Source organism: Pinibacter aurantiacus, from assembly GCF_019130065.1.
Lineage (GTDB): Bacteria > Bacteroidota > Bacteroidia > Chitinophagales > Chitinophagaceae > Pinibacter > Pinibacter aurantiacus.
The window spans coordinates 139,720-159,461 of sequence record NZ_JAHSPG010000016.1 but is presented as its reverse complement, the minus strand read 5'-3'; the positions used below and the strand labels follow the sequence as shown (position 1 = coordinate 159,461).

General features: G+C 40.3%; 18 protein-coding genes. 8 read left to right on the top strand and 10 right to left on the bottom strand.

Annotation, left to right across the window (positions count from 1 at the left end; translation table 11 throughout):
* Positions 1-113 precede the first annotated feature (113 nt).
* The 3 genes from KTO63_RS21845 to KTO63_RS21835 form a co-directional block, all read right to left on the bottom strand.
* On the bottom strand, positions 114-1,106 hold the full coding sequence (locus KTO63_RS21845) for a cation diffusion facilitator family transporter (RefSeq protein ID WP_217794087.1): 993 nt from the start codon (positions 1,104-1,106) through the stop codon (positions 114-116).
* A gap of 149 nt (positions 1,107-1,255) precedes the next feature.
* Positions 1,256-2,017, bottom strand: coding sequence for a superoxide dismutase (locus KTO63_RS21840; protein ID WP_217794086.1), 762 nt, complete (start codon positions 2,015-2,017; stop codon positions 1,256-1,258).
* Between the two features lie 98 nt (positions 2,018-2,115).
* The gene (locus KTO63_RS21835) at positions 2,116-3,543 is read right to left on the bottom strand and encodes an LptF/LptG family permease (RefSeq protein WP_217794085.1); all 1,428 of its coding nucleotides are present in this window, start codon (positions 3,541-3,543) and stop codon (positions 2,116-2,118) included.
* Positions 3,544-3,577: 34 nt separating this feature from the next.
* Between KTO63_RS21835 and KTO63_RS21830 the strand changes: the two genes are divergently transcribed.
* Positions 3,578-4,183 carry a hypothetical protein gene (locus KTO63_RS21830; protein WP_217794084.1) on the top strand — a complete coding sequence of 202 codons (606 nt, stop codon included), beginning with the start codon at positions 3,578-3,580 and terminating at the stop codon, positions 4,181-4,183.
* Positions 4,184-4,227: 44 nt separating this feature from the next.
* Here the strand turns inward: KTO63_RS21830 and KTO63_RS21825 are convergent, their stop codons facing one another.
* The gene (locus tag KTO63_RS21825) at positions 4,228-4,608 is read right to left on the bottom strand and encodes an START-like domain-containing protein (RefSeq protein ID WP_217794083.1); all 381 of its coding nucleotides are present in this window, start codon (positions 4,606-4,608) and stop codon (positions 4,228-4,230) included.
* Positions 4,609-4,921: 313 nt separating this feature from the next.
* On the opposite strand from KTO63_RS21825, the gene KTO63_RS21820 reads away from it, so the two are divergent.
* The 4 genes from KTO63_RS21820 (at position 4,922) to rimM (ending at position 8,666) form a co-directional block, all read left to right on the top strand.
* Positions 4,922-5,791, top strand: coding sequence for a sigma-70 family RNA polymerase sigma factor (locus KTO63_RS21820; protein WP_232373286.1), 870 nt, complete (start codon positions 4,922-4,924; stop codon positions 5,789-5,791).
* A gap of 221 nt (positions 5,792-6,012) precedes the next feature.
* Positions 6,013-7,335: a signal recognition particle protein gene (ffh, locus tag KTO63_RS21815; RefSeq protein WP_217794081.1), complete on the top strand. Its 1,323-nt coding sequence runs from the start codon at positions 6,013-6,015 to the stop codon at positions 7,333-7,335.
* A gap of 226 nt (positions 7,336-7,561) precedes the next feature.
* The gene (gene rpsP / locus KTO63_RS26480) at positions 7,562-8,014 is read left to right on the top strand and encodes a 30S ribosomal protein S16 (protein ID WP_217794080.1); all 453 of its coding nucleotides are present in this window, start codon (positions 7,562-7,564) and stop codon (positions 8,012-8,014) included.
* Between the two features lie 136 nt (positions 8,015-8,150).
* Positions 8,151-8,666, top strand: a complete 516-nt coding sequence (rimM, locus tag KTO63_RS21805; protein WP_217794079.1) for a ribosome maturation factor RimM — start codon at positions 8,151-8,153, stop codon at positions 8,664-8,666.
* Here the strand turns inward: rimM and KTO63_RS21800 are convergent.
* The 3 genes from KTO63_RS21800 to KTO63_RS21790 all read right to left on the bottom strand — a co-directional run bounded on the left by KTO63_RS21800 (position 8,629) and on the right by KTO63_RS21790 (position 10,553).
* On the bottom strand, positions 8,629-9,228 hold the full coding sequence (locus tag KTO63_RS21800; RefSeq protein ID WP_217794078.1) for a DinB family protein: 600 nt from the start codon (positions 9,226-9,228) through the stop codon (positions 8,629-8,631). The two genes, rimM and KTO63_RS21800, sit on opposite strands and share 38 nt — an antisense overlap.
* Before the next feature lie 173 nt (positions 9,229-9,401).
* The gene (locus KTO63_RS21795) at positions 9,402-9,986 is read right to left on the bottom strand and encodes a Crp/Fnr family transcriptional regulator (RefSeq protein WP_217794077.1); all 585 of its coding nucleotides are present in this window, start codon (positions 9,984-9,986) and stop codon (positions 9,402-9,404) included.
* A gap of 93 nt (positions 9,987-10,079) precedes the next feature.
* A complete protein-coding gene (locus KTO63_RS21790; RefSeq protein ID WP_217794076.1) occupies positions 10,080-10,553 on the bottom strand; it encodes a hypothetical protein in 474 nt (157 codons plus the stop codon).
* 311 nt (positions 10,554-10,864) lie between these two features.
* Between KTO63_RS21790 and dinB the strand changes: the two genes are divergently transcribed.
* Positions 10,865-12,070: a DNA polymerase IV gene (gene dinB, locus KTO63_RS21785; RefSeq protein ID WP_217794075.1), complete on the top strand. Its 1,206-nt coding sequence runs from the start codon at positions 10,865-10,867 to the stop codon at positions 12,068-12,070.
* 173 nt (positions 12,071-12,243) lie between these two features.
* On the top strand, positions 12,244-12,882 hold the full coding sequence (locus KTO63_RS21780; RefSeq protein WP_217794074.1) for a peroxiredoxin: 639 nt from the start codon (positions 12,244-12,246) through the stop codon (positions 12,880-12,882).
* A 185-nt stretch (positions 12,883-13,067) separates the two neighbouring features.
* On the opposite strand, the gene uvrA is transcribed toward KTO63_RS21780, so the two are convergent.
* Positions 13,068-15,884, bottom strand: coding sequence for an excinuclease ABC subunit UvrA (gene uvrA / locus KTO63_RS21775; RefSeq protein ID WP_217794073.1), 2,817 nt, complete (start codon positions 15,882-15,884; stop codon positions 13,068-13,070).
* A gap of 301 nt (positions 15,885-16,185) precedes the next feature.
* Here uvrA and KTO63_RS21770 point away from each other — a divergent pair, with 301 nt between their 5' ends.
* A complete protein-coding gene (locus KTO63_RS21770) occupies positions 16,186-16,770 on the top strand; it encodes an RNA polymerase sigma factor (protein ID WP_217794072.1) in 585 nt (194 codons plus the stop codon).
* Positions 16,771-17,122: 352 nt separating this feature from the next.
* Here KTO63_RS21770 and KTO63_RS21765 read toward each other — a convergent pair whose 3' ends face one another.
* Together KTO63_RS21765 and KTO63_RS21760 are read right to left on the bottom strand one after the other, a co-directional pair.
* On the bottom strand, positions 17,123-19,096 hold the full coding sequence (locus tag KTO63_RS21765) for a protein-disulfide reductase DsbD family protein (RefSeq protein WP_217794071.1): 1,974 nt from the start codon (positions 19,094-19,096) through the stop codon (positions 17,123-17,125).
* Positions 19,097-19,199: 103 nt separating this feature from the next.
* Positions 19,200-19,655, bottom strand: coding sequence for a protein-disulfide reductase DsbD domain-containing protein (locus KTO63_RS21760; RefSeq protein WP_217794070.1), 456 nt, complete (start codon positions 19,653-19,655; stop codon positions 19,200-19,202).
* Between the last annotated feature and the right edge of the window lie 87 nt (positions 19,656-19,742).

The window sequence follows — 19,742 nt, the reverse complement described above, 5'->3', positions numbered from 1 at the left end:
GTTGGTTGATAGTTATTAGTTGTTAGGCCTTGTTGAATAGCAAGTCTAATCTAGAATGTTGTAATGAAGCTCTAACAACCAACAACTTTCTTCTAACTCTCAACTCTCCATTCTCAACTCTCAACTAAACTATGTTTTTTATTCGAAATAATATTCTCCAGCGTCCATTCAATGCGCTTTTCAAATGGGTGCACGCGAACGTTGCAGTCTTCTTTTATGCAAATCGCGCAGGAGAAATTCAAGCATGGATCAGTGTGCACAAAGAATTCTACACTTTCGCCAAAATTGTTTGTGATGAGGTCTATCAATCCATCGATCTCTTTGTGCGCTTCAATCACATTTAAATACCAGGGAACAGTAAGGTGGCAGTCAATATGCAAAACGCTGCCATACTTGATCACGCGTAAGTTGTGAAGATCGACCCAATTTTCACGGCGGTTTTGGTTAAGGACTTTTACCAGCTTTCCAAGCAACTCCATGTCAGCCTCATCCATAATGCCGGCGATAGATGAACGAATGATCTTATAACCAGTGAAGATGATGATCAATCCGAAAATAGCCGCTACAATGCTATCGATGATCACAAGATGCGTGAAATAGATCAGCATAAGACCAACGACAATGCCTATCGTGGAGTAAGTATCGGACTGCAAATGTTTTCCTCCTGCAACTAACGCGGCTGAATTGCTTTGCTTTCCCTGCCTGATGGCGTAGGCACCCACAAACCAGTTTACCACACCAGCGAAAACAATCATCAGGATACCATAATCAACCTTGTGTATCTCCTTTGGATCGATGAAATTGAGAATCGATTTGTATATGATGAAAGCACCGGCAATGCTGATCAGTGTACCTTCAACTGCGGCTGATAAAAATTCGGCTTTCCCATGACCATACGGATGATCTATATCTCTGGGCTTAGCCGCTACAAACAGGCTGTACAAACTAATGCAGCCAGCCACCACATTCACAATGCTTTCCAAAGCATCCGTTAATATGGAAACAGATTTTGTGAGGAAATAAGCTATGATCTTAACAATGAAAAGAAAAATCGCAACAGTTACAACTATCTTTTGTATGCGAATATTTACCTGCGCTGAATTCAAGTGAATCGAGTTTAAAGTTGTACGTTATAAGTTGTAAGTAGTAGGTTCCGGGTTGTAAGCTTCGTCTGTTATAATAAGGAAGTTGCATAATGACACACTTGTTATCATTACTTAAAACGTACTACTTATAACTTATTACTCAAAACTTTCTACCCAACAATCGTCTGATATCTATCCTGGACAAATTGCCAGTTTACCACGTTCCACCAGTTTTCAATGTAGTCGGGACGTTTGTTTTGATATTTTAAATAGTAAGCATGTTCCCAAACATCAAGACCCAAAAGCGGAATACCCTTCTTTTCAGAAATATCCATCAAAGTGTTATCCTGGTTTGGAGTGGAAGTTATTTCAAGGTCCTTGTTGTTGTTTACGATTACCCATGCCCAACCGCTTCCGAAGCGGCCCTTGGCAGCATCATTAAACGCTGTTTTAAAGTCAGCGAAAGATTTGAATTTGGTCTCAATAGCAGTAAGTAAAGCGCCGGAAGGAGTGCCGCCTCCATTTGTTTTCATGCTTTTCCAAAAAAGCTCATGATTATAGTGGCCACCCGCATTGTTGCGCATTTTGGTGGAATATTTGGAAATATTTGCCAGTACGTTTTCAACGGACGATGTATCTGTAACGCCTTCTGCCTGCGCCGCATCTTTCAGGTTTTTTGTATATCCTGCTGCGTGTTTTGTGTAGTGTATTTCCATCGTCATCGCATCAATATATGGCTCCAACGCTGCGTACGAGTATGGTAAAGGTTGTTGATCAAAAGGTGTTTTAATTTTTGAAGGAACAGTAGCAGCAGTTTTCTTGCCTGGTCCGCATCCTTCAATGATAGAACCGCCTACCATGGCGCCAACACCTAAAATAACTGTAGTTTTTGCTGAATCTTTTATGAATGTCCGGCGGGATGATTGTTTCATGCTAGGAAAGTTTGCTCAAAATTAATTATTTAAAACCAGTCAGTTATATAAAAAATTATACCGCTAAAAGTTTAACCTTAAAACCTTTTCGCGATACCCTACGCCTCCTTTTTTCCGCGCCTCAATTTCTCCAGGTAAGGACCAATATTTTTAAGTATTCTGTGATAAAACTCCTTGTTGAATAACTGGGAATCCCGCATTGCCTTATAAGTTAAGAACACCCCGATCGGCACGAGAATGAATGTTGCCATCCACATTCCTACGAACGGACTCAGCACGTCCTCTTTTACAAACTTTTGACCAAAATTGTTCAAAAGAAAAAAGACCACGAAGAATATCACAGCGAAAACCAAAGGCGTTCCAATCCCTCCTTTTCTTATGATGGAGCCAAGTGGCGCACCAATAAGAAACAAAACAAGACAGGCAAGGGACATAGAATACTTCTGGTGCCAGCCAATTTTATAATAACGCAGTTCCTTACGCTTATCATCATACGCAGGAAGCATACTTTCGATAGTGGATTTAATGCCTGTCGCCTGGGAAACCAATCTGTCGTTCGTAGAGGTCCATGCACTATCCGGAATGATGTCTTTGATAGATTTCACTTTTTTCACCGAGTCAACTTTTGCCCAGCCAGAGTCTACATACTTGGCAAACGGCAGGTAATTCATAGCGGTTATTTTCCTCTGATGGTCAATCATTTTGTTAACTGAATCAATAGATATCGAAAGTTGTCGCACACTCAACATTTGCCAGTTGTTCTTGAATGCACTGTCGCTCGTGTTGTTAAACATAAACGAGCTCATGTCAAATGATTTCTGAAATTCCTTGAAGCCCAGTCTTATATATTCCGTACCGCCGCCACGGCTTCCCCTTTCCTGGTATCGCCAGCCGTTTTTAAATTTAAATATCATGAACCTTTTGTCAGGCGACAAAGTGATCACACCTTTTTCCGCAACGATAAAATTGTCCTGCAGGTTATAATCTTTTTCGTAGATAACAACATTTGTTACAGTGGAGTCATCTTTTTCCTTCTTACCCACTTTGATCGCATAACCCGGAATGCTGGTGTAGAACGAACCTTCCTTTAAATCAAATGCAGGTTTTTTGTTGATAATATCATATTTCAATCTGTTGAAACGAAGGTTACAAACAGGAATGATGTAGTTGTTGAACATGAACGCGACGCCGCAAATAAACATCGTTGTAACAAAAAGCGGCCGCATAAACCTAAGCAGTGGAATACCGGCAGATTTGATGGCAACCAATTCAAAGGTTTCGCCAAGGTTACCAAAAGTCATAATAGAGGAAAGCAAAACAGCCAGCGGCAATGCAAGCGGAACTACCGTTGCAGCCACATACATCACGAATTTAAGAATGGTAAGAATATCAATACCCTTGCCAACAATATCGTCGATATACAGCCAGAAAAACTGCAGCACCAATACGAATGATGTAATAAAAAGGGTGGCAATAAATGGTCCTACGAAGGCTTTAACGATTAGTTTGTCTAATTTTTTTATCACGGGCCGTAAATAAATTCGTGAATATCTTTATGCTATGAGCGCAACAAAAATAATGCTTTCGGAAGATGAATTGCAGTTAGTTCAAAATAGCGGGTGGATTTTAACAAAGAATGCCATAATTGAGAAAGTTTACGCGATGTTTGGCAATGTTGCACATCAGTTGCATAATCACATTAACGCACGCCAGCACACACTTCCGGCAGTTTGCTCAATCAATAACCCCAAAATTTCAAAAGGAGAAAAGTATGAAGAACTGCCTTATGTAATGTTGGACTATCCGCGTTTTTTTACGAGAGAAGAAATTGTGGCAGTAAGAAATTTTTTCTGGTGGGGAAATTATTTCAGCACCACCCTACATGTGCGCGGTGAACACAGGCACAAAGTCGCAGAAAGTATTCTTGATCGATTTGAACACTTAGCGGCAAAGCAATTTTATTTGTCTACAGAGGGAAACGAATGGGCTCACAATATCGACAGCAGGAATTATTCTTTGCTGAAAGATTACAGCAAAACCGCGTTGTCAGATGTTTTGGAGAAAAATAATTTTATAAAACTTGCAGTAAAATCTCCTCTTAAAGAATGGTCTATTGCAGAGAAACAATTGGAAACTTCTTCAATCGAAATGCTTACGCTTTTATAAAAAGTAGTAAAGCTTTAAAGCTTTACCGCTTTTTATTTTATTAATTAACTTCCAATACGATGCAGCAGGTCCTTAACCTGGTAGCTCCAAAGTTGGCTTTGGTCCTTAATGTCTTTTTTGTCTGCAAAATCCTTCACAACCAAAATCGTTTGATTGCTTACTTCAGATTTTTCAATGCGAAATTCAAAGTATTCTTCAGCCGGCGCATGTTGCCAGTGAAAACGAATGAAACTTTCTTCCTCACTTTCCACAACGTCGGCTTTTTCTACAGAACCGTTCCATGAAAAGCTAAAAATATTATCTCTTTCATCCACTTTATCTGCGAACCATTCCTGTAACCCGGAGGCCGTGCTCAGGAATTCAAAGAGTATCGATGGTGAACACCTAACGGGATACTCTAGTGTAAAAATTTGTTTTTTGCTCATCTACCTTATTCAATTCAAAAAATTACCAATGCGCAATAATAGAAAAATAATTAATGTAGAAAAGAGATTTGCACAATAAATTTTACTAGAAATTAGTTTTCATATGGTTACACAACGTATTTTTTCTAATTTTTCGGAAAAATACCATGGAAAATAGATTTTTTGGGTGGTGTAATAATATTTGTTAAATTGCTAATGCATAGGGAGGAGTGGAGAAAGACACTTTGTGAGTAGCAAAAACTTAACCATAATTTTTTTAAAATATACCTTTCATAACCAAAACAGCTTTAGATAAAAAACCTCACCTATGAGCATGCGACAACTCAAAATCACGAAATCTATCACCAATCGTGAATCACAAAGTCTGGAGAAATATCTCCAGGAGATTGGTAAGGTAGAATTGATCAGTCCCGAAGAAGAGGTCCGTTTGGCCCGCCTGATTAAAGAAGGCGATCAAAGGGCACTCGACAGACTTACCAAAGCAAACCTCCGTTTTGTTGTATCCGTTGCAAAACAGTACCAGAACCAGGGTTTATCCCTTCCCGACCTGATTAACGAAGGCAACCTCGGCCTCATAAAAGCAGCCCAACGTTTCGATGAAACACGCGGCTTTAAATTCATCTCTTACGCCGTTTGGTGGATCCGCCAAAGTATTTTACAAGCTCTTGCAGAACAATCACGAATCGTTCGTTTACCACTTAACAAGGTTGGTTTGACAAACCGCATTCAAAAAGCATTTTCGCAGCTTGAACAGGAATACGAACGTGAGCCATCACCAGAAGAACTGGCTGAAATGCTGGAACTCGATATTGATGAAGTATCATCAACGCTCGGCGTTTCTGCCCGCCACGTAAGCATGGATACTCCTCTTTCTGAAGGCGAAGACAATACACTGATTGATGTGCTTGAAAACCCCAACGCCGAAAGAACCGAAAAACGCATTGAGCACGACGAATCTTTAAAACAAGAGATCGACCGTTCTTTAAAAGCGCTTACCGAACGCCAGAAAGAAGTTATTTGCTTTTTCTTTGGAATTGGTGTAGATCACCCAATGAGTCTTGAAGATATCGGCGAAAAGTTCTGCTTGACACGCGAACGCGTCCGCCAGATCAAGGACAAAGCGATCACTAAATTAAAATCGAACTCCAGGTCTAAAGTTTTGCGTAGCTACCTGGGAGTTTAACCCAAAAGACAATATTCTATAGAAAAAATTTACCCGAAAAAGCTTTCAAAAAGCTTTCGTATTCCTTTTATACCTAATTGATTGAGTGGCGGAAAATGATTGAGACAATCCCATTTTCAACTTTCAATTTTCCATCTTCAATTAAAATTTATATTTGCAAACTTAATTAAGGTGAATGTATCGTTACATTCACCTTTTCATTTTAGAAAATAGAGAAAAATATGTTTGAGTCATTAAGCGAACGGCTTGATTCGGCCTTTAAGAGTTTGAAAGGTGAAGGCAGGATTACGGAACTTAATATTGCGGCTACTGTAAAAGAAATTCGCCGTGCATTGATCGATGCCGACGTTAACTATAAAATTGCCAAAGAATTTACCGATAAAGTAAAAGACGCGGTACTTGGCGAAAAAGTTATCACAGCTATCAGTCCTGGTCAATTGATGACCAAAATTGTAAAGGATGAGCTAACCGAATTAATGGGTGGTAACGAGGTGGAACTCAATGCCAAAGGCAATCCTGCCATCATTTTGATCGCTGGATTGCAGGGTTCGGGTAAAACAACTTTCAGCGGAAAACTGGCCAACTACCTGAAAGGCAAAAAAGGCTTCTCCCCTATGTTGGTGGCAGCTGACATTTACAGACCTGCGGCGATCGACCAGTTGAAAGTACTTGGTGGCCAGATAGGTGTGGATGTGTACAGCGAGCCTGAAAACAAAGACGCCGTTTCCATTGCACAAAACGCTGTAAAAGAAGCCAAAACAAGAAATAAGAACGTTCTGATCATAGATACAGCCGGTCGTTTGGCAGTTGACGAAGTGATGATGACCGAGGTGGCAAATGTAAAAAATGCTGTAAACCCTCAGGAAATCCTTTTCGTAGTGGACTCAATGACCGGTCAGGATGCCGTAAACACTGCAAAAGCGTTTAACGACAGATTGAACTTTAGCGGCGTTGTTCTTACAAAACTTGACGGTGATACTCGTGGTGGTGCTGCTCTTTCCATCAAATACACGGTAGATAAACCTATTAAATTCATCAGCAGCGGTGAAAAAATGGACACGCTGGATGTGTTTTATCCTGAAAGGATGGCACAGCGTATCCTGGGCATGGGTGATATCACTACCCTTGTGGAAAAAGCGCAGGCGCAGTACGATGAGGTACAAGCCAAGAAGCTGGAAAAAAAGATCCGTAAAAATCAGTTTGATTTTGAAGACTTTAAACAGCAATTGGACCAGATCAAAAAAATGGGTAACCTGAAAGATTTGATGGGTATGATTCCTGGCGTGGGTAAAGCCATTAAGGATATTGAGATCAGCGATGATGCGTTTAAAGGAATTGAAGCAATGATCAATTCAATGACTCCTCACGAAAGAGCGAACCCAGATTCTATCAATCTAAGTCGCCGCACAAGGATCGCTAAAGGAAGTGGCAAGGAACTTGCAGATGTAAATGCCTTCATGAAACAATTCGAACAAATGAAGAGCATGATGAAGATGATGAATAAAATGCCAATGGGCCGCATGGGCGGGTTTGGTAAGAAATAAGTTGTTAGCTGATGGTTATTGGTTGTTAGATTTGTCGCAACGGAAAATTGCAAAATACGGTTGACTGGTTGATAATCAAGCCTAACAACTATCAACTAAAAATCAAACAACTATTTAGAAAATTCTTAGCATTTATTAAATTTGCTAAAACGAAAAGGATTGGTATTTTTGCAATCCTTGAAAAGAGTAAACCCTATTTGTTCAAGCATTTAAATTTCTATTTAAGATGCCAGTAAAAATGAGACTTCAACGTCACGGCTCAAAGAAAAGACCATTCTATTTTGTAGTGGTAGCTGATGCACGTGCACCAAGAGATGGTAAATTCATCCAAAAAATCGGTACTTACAACCCACAAACAGTTCCTGCTACAGTACAGCTCGATCGCCAAAAAGCGCTTGACTGGTTGCACAAAGGTGCTCAACCAACTGACACTGTTCGCAGAATCCTGTCTTTCAAAGGCGTATTGTACCTGAAGCATTTACTGCGCGGAGTTAAATTAGGCTTGTTCGACGATGCTACTGCTATGATTAAATTCGAAGCTTGGCATAAAGAACACGAAGTTCAAATTAAACGTCGCCAGGAAGAGCACAGAAAAGCAAGATTTTCCAAAAGACCACAACAACCAATCGTAAAGAGAGTTGAGCGCAAAGCCGAAGGCGATGCGGGTGCTGAAGGATAAATCAATTTTTTGCGAAAAAAATTAAAATCCCGGTGATTTATCATCGGGATTTTTTTCTTCAATGGAGAATTGAAAGTTGAAAACGGAAAATATTTTCCCTCATCATTTTCAATTTTCAACTTTCAACTTTCAATTAATGACTAACTATAACACTCTCGGCAAATTCGTGGCCACCTTTGGCGTTAAAGGAGAATTGGTCCTCCAACATCATCTTGGAAAAAAGACGGCGCTTAAAGGGCTGGAAGTGCTGTTTGTAGAGGTTAAGAAGGACGAGTTCCTTCCCTACTTCATCCAGGAGGCCCGAATGAAAAACGACAGTGAAGTGTTCATTAAACTCGAAGGCGTTGACAACAAGGAAGTCGCTCAAAAACTCACACAAAAACAACTTTGGCTTCCCGAAGAAGATTTTCAAAAGTATGCCGGCAAGTCTGCTCCGGTTTCACTGCTCGGCTACCACCTGATTGACGAAGGCAAAGACCTTGGTGAGATCCTCGAAGTGATCGAACAACCGCACCAGGTGCTAGCTAAGATCGATTTGAATGGCAACGAAGCACTTATTCCCATCCACACAGATACGCTCGAAAAAATAGACCGAAAGAACAAAAAGGTGCATGTTATATTGCCGGATGGACTGCTGGAATTGTATATGTAGTATTTTCTCCCAACACCATTGCAGCATTTCTTATCTGGATCATATGTCTCTGTTCGTGCGCAATTAAAAAGCGGAAAGTATCGCCCAGTTTAAGTTTTATGAGTTTTGTCAGCGTAATTGGAATCCTCCATTTACCTAAATCAATAATCTCAGCTTTGGACAACAACAAAAGCAAATAGCGCTGTTGTTCCATAAACTCTTCCACCACTTCTTTTGCATTTAACTTCGCAGGAGGAATATGTTTGGACGGGGATTTCATTTTCGCAGGCTTTAGCATCATTTTCGTAAAATAGTCTCCGAGCCAACCTGGCACAAATGAAGCAGTGTTCTTATTGTTGAGCAAAGCAGCTTTATCAATTGTTTTTTCAATGGCAAGCAGATAGTATCTGCCGTAAGTATTCATATGTTCCATTGCCTGGGCAATGCTCCATTTGCCTGCTGCGGGCTGCGTGAGCAACATATTTTCCGGTAAATGTGCGTAGTTATTTTGCACAGCTTCCAGAACGTCGATAACGTCTGTTTTCAACTGTTGTAATAGAGATTTAGAAGAGTAAGATGGCATTGTTGTAAATTTTAAACAAAGCTATAAAGCCGGTTTTTATAAAATGTTGGTCTGCGCCAAGATTATTGATATCGGAGACGGAAAGCGGCAATAGGCACACACCCGCCCGGCTGACACCGTTCGGACGGGGATGACACTGATGGGACTAATTTACACTGATTTTTTCCAAAGGTTTAAATCCTGACACTTGCCATGAGCTTGCTGAAGGTTGTAGGGTCAAGGCCGAGATAGGAAGCAAGATATTTATGAGGGACTAGTTGCAAAATGTGCGGACTGCGTTTTAGCAAGGTGCGAAATTTCTCTTCGGCAGAAAAACAACTCAATTCTATTTGTCTTTCCAATATGCCAGACACAATGAACGACAACGATTTTCTTACATAGCGCTCAATGCCCAAACAGGTTTCCATTTGTTTTTCAATATGCCTGTAAGGCGCCCGCAACAAGGTGCTTGTAGTAAGTGTTTCTAAAAAATATTTCGAAGGCTGTTGCAAAAGAAAAGAATCGATAATGCCGGAAAACGAATATGGATACGAAAAAACAATGGTTACTTCTTTCTCACCGTTAGCGTAAAAGCCGCGCTGCACACCGTCTACAACGAAATACAAATACTTCTCCGTTTCGCCTGTCGCAGTCAAAATAGTTTTTCGTTTGTACGAAACCGTTTGCCAGCCTTCCAGAAAGCTTTCCCATTCATTTTCTGCAAGCGGCTGCAATGCAAAAATTGTTTTTTTCAAAGCCTGTGCATGTGCTTCTTCCATAAACTACGAGGGTTTCGGTTAGTGTCTTGCAAAAATCGTTTCAATATCGCATCACTGCGTTTTTACTTTTTATTTTTTACTTTTTACTTCAATCTAATGGGCCGCTTTTATGAAATCAGCTAACAGCTTCATACGATAATACAGATTACTCACCATCAGAGAAACATTGTTTTTCACCTGCGTCACAGAGTTGTTGTTCATCTTTTTAAGGTTCTTCAACTCTTCTATTTTTTCATCAATTTTTTCTAGTAGCTTCTCTGCTGTCCATCCAATATAGCGCTTGTTTCTTTCCTCATATATGTTCTGCGCATCAATTTTTCCTTGGTGCAATTTCTTAAAATTGAAGTTGGCAGTTATCGCCTGTTTGATTGCGTCATTAGACAGCATATCGATCAAAACGTCGTATGCCACATTGTTTTTAAATCCGTTTTTAAAAACGTTCAGATTGTTTTGCAATTCACGTATTACCTGCCTTTTGTGAACGTCGTTCGTGTCGGATTTCTTCTGTAAAAACGATATTAAACTTTGAAGCGGGCCAATTCCCGCCTTTAACCATTCTAATTGCATCTCTAAAAATATGAATTTTAGCCATATGAGAAAGAGCAATTTCAGAACAATTTTATCCTTCATTCACATTAAAATACAGGCAGTTAAATAAACTAATATATTAGTTTTTGATAAAAATTGTAGCAAAAAACTAAAAAATCCTAAGCCGGTATTTTACGTAACTTAGAACCCGAAAGTGGAATAACTGAGTAACTGAGTAACCGAATAACTGAAGGTTTCAATCAATCAGTCCCTACGTGATTCAACGACTCAGTTATTCAATTATTCAGTTATTCGGTTACTCAGTTATTCAGTTATTCAATTATTTTCCCTTGCAGCGTTACATAGCACATTTCGACCTGGATTCATTTTTCGTAAGCGTGGAAGTTATAAACAATCCATCGCTTAAGGGGAAACCTGTGCTTGTGGGCGGGCACAGCGAGAGAGGCGTTGTAGCGGCCTGCAGTTACGAGGCCCGGAAATTTGGCATCCACAGTGCCATGCCCATGAAAAAGGCGATGCAGCTTTGCCCGCATGCCATTGTTACCAACAGTTCCCGCGGAGAATACAGCCGTTACTCCCGATGGGTAACCAATATTATAGCAGAAGAAGCACCTGTGTTTGAGAAAGCCTCCATTGATGAATTCTACCTCGATCTAACTGGAATGGATAAGTATTTTGTTCCCTTTGAATGGACGCAAAAGCTTCGCCAACGCATTATAGATGAAACACATTTGCCTATCTCTTTTGCACTGGCAAGTAATAAATTAATTGCCAAAATAGCGACAGATGTGGCCAAGCCAAATGGTTTTATTTGGGTAAGGCCAGGTGAAGAGCTCGCATTCCTTGATCCGCTACGCGTAAACAAAATTCCGGGCGTTGGGGAAGAGACTTATAAAAAACTTGTTACCTACAACATAGAAACGATCAAAGATATCCGCCTTCGGAAAAGAGAGGAAATGGAAATGATCCTTGGCAAATACGGCGGCGATCTTTGGGAAAGGGCAAATGGTATCCATACCCGCGTTGTACAGCCTTACCATGAAGCGAAATCTATCTCCACCGAAAATACTTTTGAAGAGAATAAAACTGACGTAGATTTCCTGCTGGTGGAACTGGTGCGAATGACCGAAAAAGTCGCCTATGAATTAAGGCAGGATGACAAAACAGCGGGATGCATTGCTGTGAAAATAAGATACGCTGATTTTGAAACCACAACTAAGCAGGCGACGATTCCCTACACTTTTTACGATGATGAATTGATACGCTCAGCTAAAGAATTGTTTCATAAATCGTATCGAAAAGGACAAGCTGTAAGGCTGATTGGCGTACGACTAAGTGAACTTACCGACGAGGCCATGCAAACCAGTCTTTTTACGGATGTTCAAAAAAAATCGGGCCTTTATAAAGCCATTGACGACGTTAAAAATAAGTTCGGTTCCGACTTGCTGACAAAGGCCACTGTGAAGCAAAATGAGCAGTTTAAAAGTGAGCACGCGGCATTCAACAGAACCGGAAGAAAAAACCTTAAAAAGTAAACATCCGTTCGTAAAGGAAAAAGAAAAATATCCCGCATTTGCTGTCGTTTTTTCAATATTTTACAACCAAATCTACGCTCTTTAAAAAATCCTTTGATTAATCCACCTTTTTAGTAGAGAAATAATATCTTCGTAGACAACTTATAACTAAATAATCAATAAATCATCTAACTATGAGCTTACGTTTGGGCGATGCTGCTCCTAATTTTAAAGCAGTTACTACTGAAGGAGAAATAGATTTTTACGAATATCTTGGTAACAGCTGGGGTATCCTTTTTTCTCACCCTGCAGATTACACTCCTGTTTGTACTACAGAACTTGGCAAAACTGCTTTGTTGAAAAACGAATTCGAAAAAAGAAATGTAAAAGTTCTTGCTGTAAGTGTTGACGGAATTGAAAAGCACCACGGCTGGAAAAAAGATATCAACGAAACTCAGAATTGTTCAGTAGAGTTTCCAATCATTGCTGATGAAGACAGAACTGTTGCTAACCTTTACGGTATGATTCACCCTAACGCTTCTGAAACTTTTACAGTGCGTTCTTTGTTCGTTATCGGGCCAGATAAGAAAGTTAAATTAACATTGACTTATCCTGCTTCAACAGGTAGAAACTTCACTGAAGTTTTGCGTGTAATTGATTCACTTCAGTTGACTGCTAACCACAGCGTGGCAACTCCTGCTGATTGGAAACACGGTGAAAGAGTAATCGTTGTTCCTGCAGTTTCTACAGAAGACGCTATCAAAAAATTCCCTAAAGGTGTTGAGGTAGTAAAACCATACTTGCGTTATACTCCGCAACCAAACTTGGACTAATGGAAAATTGAAAGTTGAAAATTGAAAATGATGGGTGCAGTTGCTCTGTCTTTTTGATTGAAACTTGAATAAATAGCAGAAGGGCTTCGACAATTTGTTGAAGCCCTTCTGCTTTAAAAAAAGTTGAAAAAAAACGGCTTGTTCTGCCTAGAAACCATTTTCAATTTTCAACTTTCAATTTTCAATTATAGAAACTTCGCTGTATAGCTCTCCTTACTCTTCTTCAAATCTGCCGGTCTTCCTGCAAATACAAGTGTACCGCCACCATCGCCGGCCTCAGGCCCCATGTCAAGCACCCAATCGGCACTTTTTATAACGTCGGTGTTGTGCTCAATTACAAGAATAGAATGTCCCTGTTCTATCAACGCGTTGAATGATGCCAGCAGTTTTTTAATATCGTGAAAATGCAATCCGGTCGTCGGCTCATCAAAGATGAAAAGTATATGACCCTGGGCCTTTTCTTTTCCTAAAAACGAAGCCAGTTTTACACGCTGTGCCTCACCGCCTGAAAGCGTATCAGACGATTGGCCAAGCTTTACATAGCCAAGGCCAACATCGCTCAGCGGTTTTATTTTTTTAGAAACATCTTTTACATCGGCAAAAAACTCGATCGCTTCATCAACACTCATTTCCAGAACATCATACACACTCTTACCTTTGTAAGTTACTTCCAGCACTTCCTCTTTGAATCTTTTACCGTGACATACTTCGCAGGTTAAATGCACATCAGCAAGGAATTGCATTTCTACAATTTGCTCGCCTTCTCCTTTACAAGCATCGCATCTTCCTCCATCTACGTTGAAAGAAAAATGTTTTGGCTGAAAGCCTCTTATTTTGCTCAGTGGTTGCTTGGCAAACAGATCTCTTATTTCATCATATGCTTTGATGTAAGTAACGGGATTGCTTCGTGAAGATTTACCAATCGGATTTTGATCGACCATTTCAATTTGCGAAATGTAATCAATGTCCCCAGTAACACCTTTGTGCAAGCCAACTTTATCTGCAAACTCCCCTTTAATTTTCTGCAATGCGGGATATAAAATTTGCTTCACCAACGTTGTCTTGCCACTACCACTCACGCCGCTTACCACACACATTACATTCAATGGAAAGGTCACATCAATATTCTGCAAATTGTTTTGCCTTGCACCTTGAACAGTTACAGATCTTGTCCATTTGCGTGCATTTTTCGGCGCATCAATGGTAAGCTCTCCGCTTAGGTATTTACCGGTGAGGCTTTTCTTATTGGCTACAATCTGATCGTAATTGCCTGTTGCAATCACCTCTCCGCCTAAGTGCGAAGCCAACGGTCCCATGTCAATAATGTAATCCGCTTCACGCATCATCATTTCATCGTGTTCAACAACAACTACCGTATTGCCAAGATTACGTAACTCTTTTAGAACCTCGATAAGTCTTGCCGTATCTCTTGAATGCAATCCGATTGACGGCTCGTCAAGAATATATAAAGAGTTGGTAAGGTTGCTTCCCAAACTTCTCGTTAATTGAATACGCTGGCTTTCACCACCGCTCAGTGAATTGGCGAGGCGACTTAGTGTAAGATAACCGAGTCCAACATCTAGCAATGTCTTTAATCTCGTATTGATCTCAATCAAAATTCTTTTCGCCAGCTGCTTATCGTGTTCGCTTAACTTCAGATCTGCAAACCACTGGTTGAGATCCTTCACCGGCATGTCACACAATTCGCCAATATTCATTCCTCCTACCTTTACATACAATGCTTCTTTGCGCAGGCGGTATCCATTGCAATCCGGGCATTGCGTGCGGCCGCGGTAACGGCTCAGCAGCACACGGTATTGTACTTTATACAGGTTCTGCTCTACCTCTTTGAAAAAGTCATCTATGCCCTGCACATGTGCATTTCCTTTCCACAGCGTATTGTACTGTTCTTTTGTAAGATCAATTATTGGTGTGTGAATGGGGAAATCAAAGCGTTTTGCACCTTTGATAAATTGTTCTTTCCACCATCCCAGTTTTTCACCTTTCCACGGGGCCACGCCGCCCTCGTATACGCTTAAACGTTTATCGGGAATTACCAGGTCCGCGTCTATCCCCAGCACCTGTGAAAATCCTTCGCAGGTAGGGCATGCGCCAAATGGGTTATTAAATGAAAAAAGATTGGGAACCGGTTCTTCGAACGTCAAACCGTCAAGCTCGAACTTATTTGAAAAATGACGAGGCTTGTCATTATTCACCTGTATGTACATTTCGCCTTCTCCTTCGAAAAACGCGGTATTCACTGAGTCGGCCATGCGGTGAAGATCATCTTCCTCAAAGTCTTTCGCCACTAAACGATCAACCAGCACATATACCGGAGCTGCCTTTTTAGATTTTGGAGTTAATACAGCAACATCCTCCAAAGTATCTTCTATATGCAGGGTTTCTCCGTTGGCATATAGTCTCGAAAAGCCTTTTTGTATTAAAATATTGAGTTCTTCTTTAACGTCCCGGTTCTTATGCTGGCGAAACTCTACCATAATAAGCACTTTGTCTCCATGGGGAAGCGATTTAATGGCATTCACCACATCTGTTACATCGTCTTTTTTTACTTCATTTCCGCTGATGGGAGAAATCGTTTTGCCGGCACGGGCAAATAAAAGTCTCAAATAATCGTAAATCTCCGTCATCGTACCCACAGTTGACCTAGGTGTACGGGAAATCACCTTTTGCTCTATGGCGATGGCGGGACATAAGCCTTTTATATAATCAACGTCTGGCTTGTCCATGCGCATAAGGAACTGTCTCGCATAAGCGCTAAGGCTTTCTGCATAGCGTCGCTGCCCTTCGGCATATAAAGTATCTATTGTAAGAGATGATTTTCCCGAACCGGAAACGCCGGTTACCACCACCAGCTTGCTACGAGGTATTTCAACATCTACATTTTTAAGATTGTGGACCCTTGCGCCCTTTATCAAAATTGAATTGTCCGAATTGGTAACACCTGCCTCTGCTATTTTCTTTTTCTTTGTACTCGTATTCATTTATATATGTAGCTATAAAGAAGCTATAGACAAATTTATTGCAAATATGACCAATAACATGCCGCAAAATGAAGGTTGGGTTATCAGATTGTAATTTTATTGTGCAGCTTAAATAAAAATTTCGCAAAAATTTGCTTCTTAAAAAAATAACAGTATTTTTAATTATCATTTGTTATTTACATGAAAAACCTAAAAATTGCGCCTATCGCTTAAAATACTACTAAATTTCGTCTAAATCACCCTAGACAATTGAAGACTGTAACCAATATCCAATAATAACAAAACTCCAGTAGTTAAGTTTATGAAATCACATTTGCAAAAAACTGATCATGAGCTGATCCATCTGTTTATGGACGGCGAAATGGATGCCCTTGAATCCCTTGTAATAAGACACAAGGACAAACTGTACACATCCATACTCTTTCTTGTAAAGGATAAATATCTCGCAGAAGATATTTTCCAGGATGTTCTCATAAAAATTATCGACACTATTCGCAGCGGCCGCTACACAGAAGAAGGTAAATTCCTTCCTTGGGCTATGCGTATCGCCCACAACCTTTGCGTGGACCACTTCAGAAAGGTTAAACGCACTCCTTCTATCAAAACTGGTACTGACCAACAAGACATTTTTGACGTTCTCAATTTCACGGAAGAAAGCGCAGACGTTAAAATTATGAAGCGTCAAAGCCACGATCGCGTTCGCAGATTACTGGACCTTCTTCCAGAAGATCAAAAAGAGGTAATCATTCTTCGTCATTATGCAGAATTAAGCTTTAAAGAAATCGCATCTTTAACAAATTGCAGCATCAACACTGCATTGGGTAGAATGCGCTATGGCTTGATAAACCTGAGAAAAATGATGATCGAAAAAAGCATTGCTTTATAATTTGAAATTTTATTAACATATTAAATGCGGGGCAATTAAGAAATAACTTATTTTGCACCCGCATTAATCTTTTTAGAGAAACAACCAAACATATTGTCATTCCGTTTCTCCATCTAATAAAACATCGAATGCTTCGCCGTTTAGAAGGCTGACCCGGAATGACGCCTAATTGAAATCCCGCAGTAATGCGGGATTTTTGCGTATAGGGAAAGTTGTTAGTTGATAGTTGTTAGGCATCAGCGAGGACTATTCGAAAGTAAGGGCTGACAACCAACAACTATCAACTAACAACTTCTTCCAATAAAAAAGGCCCGGGTAAACCCAGGCCTTTGCTTTATTCTCAGTTTAATTCTTATTTCTTTTTAAAACCCTCTTTAACTTCGTCGAGGATTTTTACAAATCTTGGAATATCAGGATCGTAGCCACCTGCATTTTTGATTATTTTTCCTTCATGATCGATGAAAACGTATTGGGGCTGAGAAGGATTATTAGTCAACTTGATTTCGTAATCCAGGTTCTTTTCTCCCACAGTAACGATTTTTTCGCCGTTGGCATTGGTATAACGCTCTTCTTCAGGAAGCTTGCTGTTCTCATCCACATAGAGACTTACCAATACAAAGTCTTCTTTCATTCTCTTCAACACGTCCGGATCTTTCCAAACACCGTTTTCCATTTTTCGGCAGTTAGCACACGAGTGACCCGTAAAATCCAGCATTATTGGCTTGTTTGAAGCCTTTGCAGCCGCTATTCCTTCCTCCAGGTCGTAATATGCGGTAAGACCGAATGGCACGTGTAATTTGTCGATATATTTTACAGGAGGTTTTACCGCACTAGCGGTTGCTCCCGTCGAAGTTGCCGGAGCTGACCCTATCTTATATTGCAACTCATCAAGGTTGAAGTCCTGAGTTGTTGTAGGTGGTAATAAACCACCAAGTGCCTTTAACGGAGCACCCCATAGCCCCGGAGTCAGGTATAATGCAAAACAGAAGCTTGCGATAGCAAGGAACAGCCTTGGAATGCTGACATAAGGCATATCGCTATCGTGAGAAAACTTTAGTTTGCCCAATAGATACAACCCCAACATTATTGCAATAACAATCCAGATTACAAGGAAAATCTCTCTGTCAAGCAGATGCCAACCATAGATCAAATCCACGTTGGACAAGAATTTCATACCTAACGCCAATTCCACGAAACCGAAAACAACTTTTACACTATTTAACCAGCCACCACTTTTCGGCAGTGACTTCAACATAGATGGGAAAAGCGCAAATATTGAGAATGGCAGAGCAAGGCCAATGCTAAATCCTAACATACCAACAATTGGAGCGGCGCTGATGCCCTGGCTACTTGTTTGTCCCAATAATGAACCTACAATAGGGCCGGTGCAAGAAAACGACACGATCACAAGCGTTAAGGCCATGAAGAATATTCCAAACGCACCTCCTTTTCCGGCTTTTTCATCGGCTTTAGTTGCCCAGCTGCTTGGAAGAGTCAGTTCAAAGGCTCCTAAAAATGAAATAGCAAACACCATGAATATTGCGAAGAAAACTAAATTGGAAATAGCACTTGTTGAGATCGTATAAAGTACCTTATTACCGAAAATGATAGTCAACAGCAATGTAGGAATTGTGTAAATAAGTATGATCGACAATGAATACCACAACGCATTACGAACACCCTCGCTTCTGGTTTTACTGCGCTTAAGGAAGAAGCTTACAGTCACAGGCATTAAAGGGAAAACACATGGCGTTATTACCGCAACAAGCCCGGCTAATAAACAAATCCAAAATGTTCTCGGCAATGACCTCTTGGTTTCTGCAGGGTCAGAACTTGTCGCCCCGGCTTTTCCACTTGCAGTGTCTGCTTGTTTAACAGTCACATCAAAGCTTTCATCGCCATTTTTATAATCATCTCCCACTTTAACCATGTAGCTGATCTTTCCTTCAAATTCCTTTTTGTCAGCTGGAGTTTGTACAGTTTGTGACCAAATCACAGAATCCGTGTAATATTTCACATCGGCAAGAAGAACAGTATCCTTTTCTGTAATGGCTTTGCCAGATTCCTGGATTGGTCCTTTCAATTCTTTTTGAACGGATGAATCGAATGTAACCGAAGAGCTTACTGACTCTTCAGATTTCTTGTCGATTGAATAAATTTTATTTCCCGGGGCAGTCGTTACTTTCAGTCGAATAACACTTTCCTTGTCATTCAACTTTTCCTGGGTGGCAGTTACTTTTATAACCGAATCTTTCTGGGCGAAAAGATTGCAGCCAACCAGCAATAAGAAAGCAGTTAGTATTGTATGTGTGTATTTTGACAACATTGTTGTTAGAAAAATTAGGCAGTTAAAAAGAAACGAGTCCCTTTTGCAAGAACTCGTTTTCACTATTTTATTGAGAAATGCATTGCGGACAGTGTAAGGTCAATTAACCGCCGATTGCAACCTTAAAATCTACATCAGATGGAGGCAAGCATTCTTTATCGTTACAAACCATAAATTCTACTTTACCGGCAACATTTGTTTTTGCTTTGCCTTTTACTTTTACAACTTGCACAAAGTCTACGCTTTTTTCGTAGTAGCGTACTTCGGAGCTGAAAGACTCTTCGTACACCTTTTTCATTTTACCTACTTCTTTCACTTTGCCATCCATTGTCAGCAAAGGATTTTTTGTGAAAGCGAAGCTTGTTGAAACAGGACCGTCGCCGCCATCCTGTGCATACATGTGCCAGTTTCCGTTGATGGTTGCTGTCATGTGTATTTCGTAAGTATTATCGGCTACTTTTTTGCTGGAAAAACTCCACTTTACCTGACTTGTACTCTGCGCACTCAGACTAAGGGTGGTAACCAGGGCCGCTACTAAAAAAAGCGCTATTTTTTTCATCAGTTTAATTTTAATTTCTTAACCAAAAATCGACGATTGATTGCTAATAAAAATCTAAAATTGTACAAACCCGTTCTTATTCTATAC